Origin of the sequence: Acidovorax sp. (genome assembly GCF_046294525.1) — a bacterium.
In the GTDB taxonomy this organism is placed as follows: domain Bacteria; phylum Pseudomonadota; class Gammaproteobacteria; order Burkholderiales; family Burkholderiaceae_C; genus Acidovorax.
In genome coordinates, this window is the sequence record NZ_JBKBKQ010000009.1 from 45,756 (window position 1) to 57,988 (window position 12,233).

Annotated in this window: 9 protein-coding genes; 4 read left to right on the forward strand and 5 right to left on the reverse strand. The window is 67.1% G+C overall.

Annotation, left to right across the window (positions count from 1 at the left end; translation table 11 throughout):
• Window positions 1-4: 4 nt before the first annotated feature.
• Entirely contained in the window at window positions 5-307 is a 303-nt protein-coding gene (locus ACK4HJ_RS10725) for an urease subunit gamma (protein ID WP_044397060.1), read from the reverse strand.
• A 298-nt stretch (window positions 308-605) separates the two neighbouring features.
• Between ACK4HJ_RS10725 and ACK4HJ_RS10730 the strand changes: the two genes are divergently transcribed.
• Together ACK4HJ_RS10730 and ACK4HJ_RS10735 are read left to right on the forward strand one after the other, a co-directional pair.
• On the forward strand, window positions 606-4,313 hold the full coding sequence (locus ACK4HJ_RS10730) for an ATP-binding protein (protein WP_409830977.1): 3,708 nt from the start codon (window positions 606-608) through the stop codon (window positions 4,311-4,313).
• 17 nt (window positions 4,314-4,330) lie between these two features.
• Window positions 4,331-5,398, forward strand: a complete 1,068-nt coding sequence (locus ACK4HJ_RS10735; protein ID WP_409830979.1) for a response regulator — start codon at window positions 4,331-4,333, stop codon at window positions 5,396-5,398.
• 61 nt (window positions 5,399-5,459) lie between these two features.
• Here the strand turns inward: ACK4HJ_RS10735 and ACK4HJ_RS10740 are convergent, their stop codons facing one another.
• Window positions 5,460-5,786, reverse strand: a complete 327-nt coding sequence (locus ACK4HJ_RS10740) for a plasmid stabilization protein (protein ID WP_409830982.1) — start codon at window positions 5,784-5,786, stop codon at window positions 5,460-5,462.
• Window positions 5,787-6,008: 222 nt separating this feature from the next.
• Window positions 6,009-6,695, reverse strand: coding sequence for a DUF3334 family protein (locus ACK4HJ_RS10745; RefSeq protein ID WP_409830984.1), 687 nt, complete (start codon window positions 6,693-6,695; stop codon window positions 6,009-6,011).
• Window positions 6,696-6,891: 196 nt separating this feature from the next.
• Here ACK4HJ_RS10745 and ACK4HJ_RS10750 point away from each other — a divergent pair, with 196 nt between their 5' ends.
• Window positions 6,892-8,109 carry a DUF917 family protein gene (locus tag ACK4HJ_RS10750; protein ID WP_409830987.1) on the forward strand — a complete coding sequence of 406 codons (1,218 nt, stop codon included), beginning with the start codon at window positions 6,892-6,894 and terminating at the stop codon, window positions 8,107-8,109.
• 83 nt (window positions 8,110-8,192) lie between these two features.
• A complete protein-coding gene (locus ACK4HJ_RS10755) occupies window positions 8,193-9,269 on the forward strand; it encodes a sensor domain-containing diguanylate cyclase (RefSeq protein ID WP_409830989.1) in 1,077 nt (358 codons plus the stop codon).
• A 65-nt stretch (window positions 9,270-9,334) separates the two neighbouring features.
• Here the strand turns inward: ACK4HJ_RS10755 and ACK4HJ_RS10760 are convergent, their stop codons facing one another.
• Window positions 9,335-9,787 (reverse strand): (2Fe-2S)-binding protein, encoded by a 453-nt coding sequence (locus ACK4HJ_RS10760; protein WP_409830992.1) that lies wholly within the window; start codon window positions 9,785-9,787, stop codon window positions 9,335-9,337.
• Window positions 9,788-9,800: 13 nt separating this feature from the next.
• On the reverse strand, window positions 9,801-12,071 hold the full coding sequence (locus ACK4HJ_RS10765) for a molybdopterin cofactor-binding domain-containing protein (protein ID WP_409830995.1): 2,271 nt from the start codon (window positions 12,069-12,071) through the stop codon (window positions 9,801-9,803).
• Window positions 12,072-12,233: the final 162 nt, after the last annotated feature.

The following is a 12,233-nucleotide window of genomic DNA, read 5'->3' on the forward strand; positions in this document are numbered from 1 at the left end:
GGGGTCAGACGATCGGCTGGTGCACGGTGACGAGCTTCGTGCCGTCGGGGAAGGTGGCTTCGACCTGGATGTCCGGAATCATCTCGGCGATGCCCTCCATCACATCGGCGCGGGTCAGCACGGTGCGGCCTTCGCTCATGAGCTGCGCCACGGTCTTGCCGTCGCGGGCGCCTTCCATCACGGCGGCGCTGATCAGGGCCACGGCCTCGGGGTAGTTGAGCTTCAGCCCCCGGGCCTTGCGGCGCTCGGCCAGCAAGGCGGCGGTGAAGATCAGCAGCTTGTCTTTTTCGCGAGGAGTTAATTCCATTTCGTTTCACTCAAAGCTGGGGTCAATAGCTCGCGCGACCGCCGAGGCGGTCGAACACGAGGGGTCAGTTCCATGTCGTTCTGCTCAATGTAAGGAGAGGTGGGCTCGTGTAGCGGGTTGTCCAGGCCGGACACACGGGGCAATCGTCATCGATGGCCATGCGGTCTTCAGGGTAGTGGATTCATCATAGGCAGCAAGCCCCGTGCCCGCCATACGCCAGAGGGCGAAGACGAGCGGGGCGCCGAAGGCGCCGGTGGCATGGAAACTGCACTTGCAAGGGCTTCCATCCCCCTTGCCCATGCCCCCCACCACTGCCTCCCTTGCACCGCCCGATGTGACCTCGGCGCCCGCGTTGGGGACCGATGCCGACGCGCAGGCGCCGCAGCAGGTGGTCAAGGTCCGGCGCGACTACAACAGTTGGGTGGCCACCGAGACCATGGAGGACTACGCGCTGCGCTACACCCCCCAGCGCTTTCGCAAATGGTCTGAATGGCGCGTGGCCAACACCGCGTTCGGCGCGGCCTCGTTCCTGATCCTCGAAGCCGTGGGCGCCACGCTGCTGGTGCAGTACGGCTTCATCAACGCCTTCTGGGCCATCGTGGCCACGGGGCTCATCATCTTTCTGGCGGGGTTGCCCATCAGCGTCTATGCCGCGCGCTATGGGGTGGACATGGATCTGCTCACGCGCGGCGCGGGCTTTGGCTACATCGGCTCTACGCTCACCTCGCTGATCTACGCGAGCTTCACTTTCATCTTCTTTGCACTCGAAGCCGCCGTGATGGCCTACGCGCTGGAACTGGCGCTCGACATCCCGCCCACCTGGGGCTACCTGATCTGCGCCATTGTGGTGATTCCGCTGGTCACCCACGGCGTGTCGGCCATCAGCCGCCTGCAGGTGTGGACGCAACCGCTGTGGCTGGTGATGCTGGTGGTGCCATTTGTGTATGTGCTGATGCGCGATCCTGGTGCATTCTCGGGCGTTGTGCACTATGGTGGTGAATCGACGCGCGGTGCCACGTTCCAGCTGCCCTTGTTTGGTGCGGCACTCACCGTGGGTATTGCACTCATTACCCAGATGGGGGAGCAGGCCGACTACCTGCGTTTCATGCCCGCCCGCACCGCCACCACGCGCGGGCGCTGGTGGCTGGGCGTGCTGGTGGGCGGGCCGGGCTGGGTGGTGCTGGGCGTGCTCAAGATGCTGGGCGGCGCACTGCTGGCCTGGCTGGCCCTCAAGCACATGGTGCCCACCGAGCGTGCGGTGGACCCGAACCAGATGTACCTGGTGGCGTACGAATATGTGTTCCCGCACTACGGCTGGGCGGTGGCGGCCACGGCGCTGTTTGTGGTGGTGTCGCAGATGAAGATCAATGTGACCAATGCCTACGCGGGGTCGCTGGCCTGGTCCAACTTCTTCTCGCGCCTCACCCACAGCCACCCGGGGCGGGTGGTGTGGGTGGTGTTCAACACGCTGATCGCCTTCATGCTGATGGAGATGAACGTGTTCCGCGCCATGGGTGAGGTGCTGGGGCTGTACTCCAACATCGCCATCGCCTGGATCATGTCGGTGGTGGCCGATCTGGTCATCAACAAGCCGCTGGGCCTGTCGCCCAAGGGCATCGAGTTCAAGCGTGCGCACCTGTACGACATCAACCCGGTGGGCGTGGGCGCGATGGCGCTGGCGTCCGTCGTGTCCATCAGCGCCCACCTGGGGCTGTTCGGCCCGCTGCCGCAGGCGTTCTCGGCCGTCATCGCGATGGCCGTGGCCTTTGTGACTGCGCCGCTGATCGCCTGGGCCACTCGGGGCAAGTACTACATCGCACGCCAGAGCCATCCGGTGCCCGAGCCAGTGGCCGTGCCCATGCAGGGCCCTGTGCCCGGCGCCCGGGCGGCCGACCTGGGCAGCTACCAGCGCCTCACGGTGCAGCGCTGCGTGATCTGCGAGCGCGAGTACGAGGCCCCCGACATGGCGCAGTGCCCGGCTTACCGGGGTGCCATCTGCTCGCTGTGCTGCACGCTGGACGCGCGCTGCGGCGACCTGTGCAAGCCGCATGCGAGCATGGCCGTGCAATGGTCGGCCGCGCTGCGCTGGGTGCTGCCGCGTGCCATCTGGCGCTACCTGGACACGGGCCTGGGCCACTTCCTGCTGCTGATGCTGGTGATTGCGCCGCTGCTCGCGGCCGTGATGGGGCTGCTCTACCACCAGGAGCTGAACACCATTGCCCAGGCCATGACGGACACTGAAGTGGCGGCCGCGCCCGAGGTGGCCTTGCGCTCGGGCCTGCTCAAGGCGTATCTGGCGCTGCTGGTCATCTCGGGCATCGTGGCCTGGTGGCTGGTGCTGGCGCACAAGAGCCGCCAGGTGGCGCAGGAAGAATCCAACCGCCAGACGGGCCTCTTGGTGCGCGAGATCGAGTTGCACCGCCAGACCGACGAGGCGCTGCAGACCGCGCGCAGTGTGGCCGAGCAGGCCCGCCAGCAGGCCGAGGCCGCGCGGGCCCTGGCCGACCAGGCCAACCAGGCCAAGAGCCGCTACATCAGCGCCATCAGCCATGAGATCCGCACGCCGCTCAATTCCATCCTGGGCTACGCGCAGCTGATGGGGGAAGACGCGGGCGTGCCGCCGCACCGCAAGCAGGCGGTGCATGTGATCCGGCGCGGCGGCGAACATTTGTTGTCGCTGATCGAAGGCACGCTGGACATCGCGCGCATCGAATCGGGCAAGCTCACGCTCGATGTCGCGCCCATGCGCTTTGCCGACGGCTTGCATGAGATGGCCGCTTTGTTCGAGCTGCAGGCCGCTGCCAAGGGCTTGGCGTTCACGTTTGATGTGCAGGGGGTGATTCCGGAAGTCGTGCGTGCCGACGACAAACGCCTGCGCCAGATCCTCATCAACCTGCTGGGTAACGCCGTCAAGTTCACCGCACACGGCACTGTGACGCTCCGCGTGCGCTATGCGCGCGAGATGGCGCGCATCGAGGTGCAGGACACGGGGCCGGGCCTCACGCCCGGCGAGATCGAGCGCATCTTCGAGCCCTTTGCGCGCGGCGGTTCGGCCGGTGCGCCCTCGGCCCCCGGCGCGGGGTTGGGGCTCACCATCGCCAAGATGCTCACTGCGCTCATGGGCGGCGAGCTGACGGTGAGCAGCACCCCGGGCCAGGGCTCGGTGTTCCAGGTCAAGCTGTTTCTGCCCGAGGTGCATACCGAGGCCCTGGGCAAGGCCGCAGCTCCGGTGACCGCGCAGGCCCGGCGCGCCCGCAAGGGCTACCTTGGAGAGCGCCGCCGCATCCTGGTGGTGGACAACGAAGAACCCGACCGCGAGCTGCTGGTGCAGTTGCTCGAACCCCTGGGCTTCGAGCTGCGCCAGGCCGCCAGCGGCCACGATGCGCTGGACCTGCTGGCCGCCGGTTACCGGCCGCATGCCATCTTCATGGACCTGGCCATGCCGGGCATCGACGGCTGGGAGACGCTGCGGCGGGTGCGGCAGATGCACCTTGCGGGTGTCCGTCCGGCGCCGGGCCGCCCCAAGCCGGATGGGGCCCCCTCGGGGGGCAGCGACGACACGGAGTGCGGAGCGTGGGGGCACTCCATTTCTTGCGCCATCGTCTCCGCCAATGCGTTCGACAAGGCGCTGGACAACGACGTGGACATCCGCCCCGACGATTTCATCGTCAAGCCCGTGCGCCACACCGAGCTGCTGGACTGGCTGGAGCGCCGCCTGGGGCTGCAATGGTGGTACGAGGGCGATGCGCTGGCGCAGCCTACAGCCCCGCAGCCCCCGCACCCGGCATTCCCCACGGCCGAGCCATTGAGCTACCCCAACGCCGCCGCCCTGGCCGCGCTGGCCCAAGCCGTGGCGCTGGGCTACTACCGGGGCATCCTCAACACCCTGGACGAGATCGAACGCAGCCAGCCCACCCACCGGGCGTTTGTGCACACCATGCGCCAGATGGCGCGCGAGTTCCAGTTCGACGCCATGGGCCAGATCCTGGAGCAGGCCCCCTCGTGACGATGAGCACCACCCCCATGACCGCGACCTTGCCTCCTTCCACCCCGGCAACCCCCGCGCTGGCCGCGCTGGACCGCAGCGACAGTGACGTGGTGCTGATCGTGGACGACGTGCCCGACAACCTGGCCGTGCTGCACGACGCGCTGGACGAATCGGGCTACACCGTGCTGGTCGCCACGCATGGCGAGGCCGCCCTGCAGCGCGCCGCGCAGGCCCTGCCCGACATTGTTTTGCTCGACGCCATGATGCCCGGCATGGACGGCTTTGAAGTCGCCCGGCGCCTCAAGGCATCGCCCGCCACCGCGCACATTCCCATCATCTTCATGACCGGCCTGACCGAAACAGAACATCTGGTGGCCGCGCTGGAGGCGGGGGGCGTGGACTACGTCACCAAGCCCATCAAGCCACGCGAGGTGATGGCGCGCATGGGCGTGCACCTGGGCGCAGCGCGCAAGGCCCGGCAGGACGCCCGCCAGGCGCGCGAGGCGCGCAACGCGCTCGATGCCTTTGGCTACGCCAGCATCACCGTGCGCGCGGTGGACGGCCGCATCGTGTGGCAGACCCCGCTGGCGCGCGAGCTGCTGCAAAGCTACTTTGGCGAGGTGGGCCCCGATGGCGCGCCCACCGCCTTTGGCCAATGGGCGCCCGAGCCAGTGCAGGCCTGGCTGCGCCGCCACGTGCTGGCCGACAACGCCGCCGAGTTGCTGGCCGCATCGCTGGCTGAACCGCCGCGCCTGGCCGTGGAGCAGGGCGCGCGCCGCCTCACTTTCCGCCTGCACCAGCAAGCGGGCGACAGCGCTGGCGGTGGCGACTGGCTCATCGTGATGCGCGAGGTGTCGGACGCCAAGATCATCGAATCCATGAGCCTGTCCTTCAAGCTCACTGCGCGCGAGGCCGAGGTGCTCTACTGGGTGGTCAAGGGCAAGATCAACCGCGACATCGGCGACATCCTGGGTGCCAGCCCCGCCACGGTGAAGAAACACCTGGAGCGCGTGTTCGCAAAACTGGGGGTGGAAACACGCACCGCAGCGGCGGCGATGGCCATGAACCGCATCCGGCAGCTGCACCCGCAGTTTGAGGGCTGAGCCGCCTTCAATCGCCACGGCCGCATCGGTGCGGAGCCGCAGCTGCGGTGTTCCAAACCGGTTAGCGCCCCACAGCCTTTTCCAGCTGCGCCTTGTTCATCTTCGACCGCCCGGCAATCCCCTTGCGTTTGGCGTCTTCATATAGCTGCTCGCGTGTCCGCCCTTGTGCGCCTTGGTGCGATCGCCTGCCGCCGCGCACCGGAGCGGGCGTGTCTTTCAGCGTCTTGGGGTTGGCCTCTTTGGCTTCGCCGTGCTGGGCGCGCTCCTTGTTCACGGTGCGCGCTGCAATCTCTTCGGCCGTGCTTTCGCTCTTGCCGCGGTCCAGCAGGCTGTCCTTGATGTGGTCGTATTGGCGCTCGCGCTTGGCGCTCCAGGTTCCGCGTGGCATGGGAGTTCCTTCAACAGTGGGTGTTTCCCAGCCTATTCCGCCCGCGGTGGAGGGCCGTAGGCAACGCGGGGGCATGGATGTAGGACGGTGCTGGATGGTTGCCCTGATGCGTTCAGGGTGGCTGAGGTGGAGGGTTTGGGTGAAAAAATTGCCGCTAGCGCTTATCTGGTATGCGCTGGCAGCTATCAATTTTGATGTACCGCCCAGCACAACGCGACCGAATCACATCCCCAGCGACTTGAGCAGTGCGTCCGTGTCGTCCTGCCCCGCAGGCGGGGGCGCGGGCACGGGGGGCGCCTCTTGCGACTGGGCCATCAGCGCGTCGGGGTCCGGGGCTTCTTGGGCTTCGAAGTCGTAGAGCTTGATGAACTCGGTGCGGTCGATGGCCAGTTCCAGATAGAAGATGTTGTTGTTGCTGGTATAGAAGGTCACGCGCCGTGCTTCGGGCTTGTCCAGGTTGGCGTCCACGCTCAGCTGCACTTGTTTGTTCAGCACCAGCATCTTGGGCTGGTTCTGCGTGATGTGGGTCTGCAGCTCGCGCCGCACCTTGCCGGTGAAGTCGCCCACCACCTGGTTCATGAGTTCGCCCATCACGTTGCTCACCTCGTCGGAGGTGTACGAGCTGACCAGATCGTCCTTGGACATGCCCATGTTGAGCAGGTAGTTAGCGTACAGCTCCATGGCCGCCTGGCCCGAGAAATTGATGATCACCAAGCCCGAGAAGCCGCCGTCGAACAGCACAAAGCAGCCGATGTCGGGCTTGAGGCAGGTCTTGCTGATGCGCTGCACCATGCCGGAGTAGTGGATCTGACTGTGCGTCGCCACGCCCAGCACGCGGGTGACGGAGTTGCACAGGCTGATCAGAAGGTCTTCGGTGCCGTAGACGGGGGCTTTTTCGAGTGGGCTCATGGTGTTCGGGGGCAAAGTGGGTCGGGGCGCAAATTGCGCGCTGTGCAGAGCATAGGCGAACGCGCCCCACTAAACCAGAGTGGTTCTCGGGTGGTGCGGGCGCGTGCCCGGCGCGGATTGGCGCCGCCGCTAGCAGGTTTTCAGCGCCACGCTGCAGGGGGATGCGTGGCTTGACAAGGCCCGGGCGCCGGGTATCGTGCCACGTAGACCAAGCGAGAGGGAGCGCGTGATGGGTGCGGTGAGCTATGGGTTGACGGATTTCCAGGCGATTGCCACGGGTGCGGCTGTGCTCGCCAGCGGCGGCGGCGGCAGTTACCGCGACGCCTGCGCGGTGCTGGAGGAGCTTGCCCAGCAGGGCTATGCGGGCACGGTGCAGGTGGCCGACTACGACGGCGCCACCAACGCCTGCGTGCTGGCCATCATGGGTTCGCCCGACGCGGCCGACGGGCTGACCCTGTCGGCCATCCAGAACTCGATTGCCAACACCCTGCAGGTGCTGCAGGCCAGCACCCAGGCACCCGTTGGTGCGCTGATTCCGGTGGAGATTGGTCCCATCAATTCCCTGGTGCCGCTGATCGGTGCAGCCATGGCGCCGCCCGGCACCGTGTGGGTGGTGGATGGCGACGGCGCCGGCCGCGCCGTGCCCGAGCTGCCGCAGACCACGTTCACCGGCAACCCGCAGCTCGCGCCGTGCCCCGCTGCGCTGGCCAGCGATGCCTCCGTATCCGCCAACATCCAGTCCGCCGTGTTGGGCGCTTCCACGGCGGCGCAGGTCGAGACCCTGGCCGGCGGCGTGGTGGGTGGATTTGGCGGCTATTCAGGCATTGCCATGTGGCCGTCCAACGCCAGCAACGGGTTTGCGCTGTCGGGCAACTACATCCCCGGCACGCTGGCCCAGGCCCGGGCGCTGGGGCTGCAGATGCTGCAGGCGGTCTCCCCCATGTCCACCAGCGCGGTGTGCGACGCCATCAGCAGCCTCATGGGCCGGGCCGCCCGAGCCGTGGTCACCAACTTCTACATGACGGCGGTCACGCAATCCACCTCCAGCGCGTCGCTGGACTCCGGGATCATCCGGCTCGACAACACGCCCGACCCGGCGCAGAGCACCGAAACGCATTACCTCTACAACCTGAACGAGAACCTCATCATGTATTCGTCGGCCAGCATGGTGCCCGACGTGATCGCTCCGGACTCCATTTGCTACTACTCCGAAAGCACGGGCCGGGGCTTTTCCAACGCCAGCGACGACCTGGCGCTGTACTTTGATGCCACCACCGGCAAGAGCACGGGCCGCACGGTGAGCGTGATCGCCGTGACTGCCGCGCCACAGCTCTACAACACGCCGGGCGTGGTGGCCTCGTTTGCCGCGCTGCTGCGCAACATGGGCTACGCGGGCGCCATGCCCTCGGCCTGAGCGCCCGCATCCTGCTACGCTGCGCACTTTGCCTCAGCCCTGCTTCTGCCCCGACGCCCTCGCTGCCGCCGATGTTTGCCGACATGCTTGACGATGCCCCCGATCTGAACAAGGAGCGGCTTGCGCTGGTGCTGGAGGCTGCGGGCCTGGACCTGTGGGAGAACGATCTGGTCACCGGCCAAGTCACCCACAAGGCCACCAAGACATTCCAGGAGCTGGGCTTTACCGAAGACGAGATCGTGACGGGCGTGCAGGAAATCTACAACCTGTTCCACCCCGGCGACCTCGACATCGTGCGCCAAGCGGTGGCCGACCATGTGGCGGGCATCACGCCGCAGTACCGCGCTGAATTCCGCCTGAGGTCCAAGGCGGGCGAATGGGTGTGGTTTGCCAACTATGGCCGCATCATGGACCGCAGCAGCGACACGCCGGGCAAGCGCCTGATCGGCGTCACCTTCAACATCAACGACCGCAAGCAAAAAGAAGACGAAATCGCCCAGGCCAATCGCCAGCTGATGGAGCAGAACCGCCTGCTGCAGACTCTGAACACCGCGCTGGAGCAACTGGCCGCCAACGACGCGCTGACGGGCCTGTCCAACCGCCGGGCGCTGATGGAACTGGGTGCCAACGAATGCCAGCGCATGGAGCGCTTCGACCACTCGCTGTCGGTGCTGGTGGTGGACATCGACCATTTCAAGCCCGTGAACGACGCATGGGGCCATCTGGCGGGCGACCGCGTGATCTGCGCCGTGGCTCAGGCGTGCGCGGCCCGCAAGCGCGGCAGCGGCGACATCGTGGCGCGTTTTGGAGGCGAAGAATTCGTCGTCGTGCTGCCAGAGACCGACAGCGTGACCGCGCTGCGCACGGCCGAATCGCTGCGCCAGGAGGTGGAGGCGATGAAAGTGCCCGTGGACGAGGAGGGCGCCAGCATTGCAGTCACCGTCAGCATCGGCGTCGCCACGCTGCAGCAAGGCTCGGGGCTGGAGTTTGAAGCGCTGGTGAACCGCGCCGACAAGGCGCTGTACCGCGCCAAGCAGGCCGGGCGCAACACCGTGTTCTGCGCCGACAACGGCTCCCACGCCAGTGCAAACCCTGGACACGCTGCAACGCCGGTGCATGTGCTGGCGAACCCCGGCAGCGGCGCAGACGGCGCCTGGTAAGCGGGGGCCTCTCCCCTCTGCCCGGTGCCCGCTGCGGCGCGCCCGTCCTTGCTTTTTCTGCCCTGCTATTGCCCTGCAGCCTGGTGGATGGCCGCCCGGACGCGTGGGTAGGTGCCGCAGCGGCAGGCGTTGCCCGACATGGCGGCATCAATGTCCGCATCGCTGGGCCTGGGGGTTTTCTTGAGCAGCGCGCAAGCCGACATGAGCTGGCCGCTCTGGCAGTAGCCACATTGCGCCACGTCCACCGCTGTCCATGCCGCGCGCAGGGCCCTGGCTTCGGGGCCTTGCAGGCCCTCAATGGTGGTCACATCGGCATCGCCCACGGCCGCCAGGGGCGTCATGCAGGCGCGCACGGGCTCGCCGTTCAGGTGTACGGTGCAGGCGCCGCACAGCGCCATGCCGCAGCCAAACTTGGTGCCATTCATGTGCAGTTCGCCGCGCAGCACCCACAGCAGCGGGGTGTCGGGTTCGGCGTTGACGGAAATGGCTTTACCGTTGATGCGCAGGGTGGTGGGCATGGTTTCAATCCAGTCAGGCGAGTTTCAGGGGCAGGGCGCGCAGGCGCTGGCCGGTCAGGGCAAACAGCGCATTCGCCACGGCCGGCGCAATTGGCGGTACGCCGGGCTCACCCACGCCTTCGGGCGGCTCGGCGCTGTCGATGATGTGCGTCTCCACACGCGGGGAGTCGGCCATGCGCAGCAGTGGCACGTCGTGAAAATTGCTCTGCTGCACCTGCCCGTCCTTCAGGGTGATCTCGCCGTACAGCGCGGCCGTGAGGCCAAACACCACGCCGCTTTCCATCTGCTGCGCGATCAGGTTGGGGTTGATGGCCGCGCCGCAGTCAATCACGCACACCACGCGGTGCACGCGGATGGCCTTGTCGGCGCCCACCGACACCTCGGCCACCTGGGCGACGATGGAGCCGAACGACTGGTGGAGTGCCACGCCGCGCGCGCGCTGCACCCCTGATGCATCGGGCGGCAGGGGCTGGCCCCAGCCGGCCAGCTCGGCAGCCTTTTGCAGCACCTTGAGATGGCGCGGGTGCTTTTGCAGCAGTGCGGCGCGAAACGCCACCGGGTCCGTCTTGGCGGCGTGTGCCGCCTCGTCCACAAAACTCTCTTTGAAGAATGCCTGGTGCGAGTGCCCGACCGAGCGCCAGAAGCCCACCGGCAGTGGCAGGTCGACGATCTCGTGCGCAATGCGCGCATGGGGCCATTCGTAGGGCTGGTCGAACGCGCCTTCGGACGTGGTCTTGTCCGGCCCCGCGCCTGCGAGGCCAAAGGTGCGCACCAGCACCTGCGGCACGATGGCCTGGCCCACCGACACGTTGTGCCATGCCACCAGTTGGCCTTGTGCATCAAACCCGGCCTTGAAGCGGGCCATGCAGGCTGGGCGGTAGAAGTCGTGCTGCGTGTCCTGCTCGCGGCTCCACAGGGTTTGCACGGGTGCGCCACCGGCTACCTTGGCAATGGCGGCGGCCTGGGCCACGTAGTCGGCCTCCAGCCTGCGGCCAAAGCCGCCACCCAGCAGCAGCTGGTGCACGGTCACTTTCTCGTCGTCAATATCCAGCGCCTTGGCCGCCGCGCGGCGCGCCAGGCCCGGCACCTGGGTGGATGTCCACACCGTGGCGGCACCGTCCTTGAATTGCACCGTGCAGTTGATCGGCTCCAGCGCGGCGTGGGCCAGGTAGGGGGCGCGGTAGTCGGCGGTGATGGTGCTGGCCGCGCTCTGCATGGCCACGTCCACATCGCCTGTGCTGTGGTAGCCAAAGCCTTTGGCTTCGTCCAGCGCCTGCGCCAGGCGCGCCATCACGGTGTCGCTCGACAAGGTGGCGGCGGGGCCGTGGTCCCATTCCACGGTGACTGCGGCGGCGGCCTTTTTGGCGTGCCAGGGCGTGTCGGCAATCACCGCCACGCCGCCCGTGCCGCCGTGGTAGGGCGCCACTTCCACTACGTGCTTCACGCCGGGCAGCTTCTGGGCGGCGGCCGCGTCAAAGCGGGCCACCTTGCCACCGCGCGTGGGGCACATCACCAGGCTGGCGTGCAGCAGGCCGGGCGGGTTGGCGTCGATGCCAAACACGGCGGTGCCGTCGAGTTTGGACGGCGCCTCGATGCGCGTCAGTGGCTTGCCGATCAGCTTGAACTGCGCGGGCTCCTTGAGCGTGACCTTGCCCGGCATGGGCTGCTGCGCGGCCAGGGCGGCCAGTTCGCCAAAGGCGGCGCGCTGCCCTGCGGTGTGTTCCACCCAGCCTGCGTTGGCCGTGCATTCCGTGGCCTGCACGCCCCACTGCGCAGCGGCAGCGCGGATCAGCATGGCGCGCGCATGGGCGCCAGCCTCGCGCATGGGCAGCCACAGGTCCTTGATGCTGCTGGAGCCGCCCGTCATCATCACACCCACCTCGCGCATCGTCTTGGCCGTCAGCCAGCCGGCCACGGCTTTCATCGATCCATCGTTGTCGGGGTGAAAGGGCAGGCCGTCCACCACCGTGGCCAGGTTGTTGTAGATGTCGTCAATGGGCGTCATCTCCAGCCGCACCTGCGCCCAGTCGGCGTCCAGCTCTTCGGCCAGGATGGCGGCCAGGCCCGTGTGCGCGCCCTGGCCCATTTCGGACTTGGCCATCATCACCGTCACGGTGTTGTCGGTGCCCACCTTGACCCAGCCGTTCAGCGCGGCATGGCCTGGCGCGGCGGGCAGCGGGTTGGCCGGGTGCAAGCGCTGGCGCGGCGGCATCACGCCCCAGCCAATGACCAGCGCACCTGCTGTTGCGGCGCCGCCGAGGAGCACTGTGCGTCGTTTCACCATGGGTTCATCCTTTTTGGCGTGAGCGGGGGAGTGCGGAGGCTGACCATCGTAAAACTTTGGGACTTTTGCCACCGCTTTGTGGGCTAGAGATTTTGAGTGTTTTTGGCCTCTAGCGCTTATCCATCAAGCGCTGGCAGCTACTCAATGCATAGCGTTTCGCCT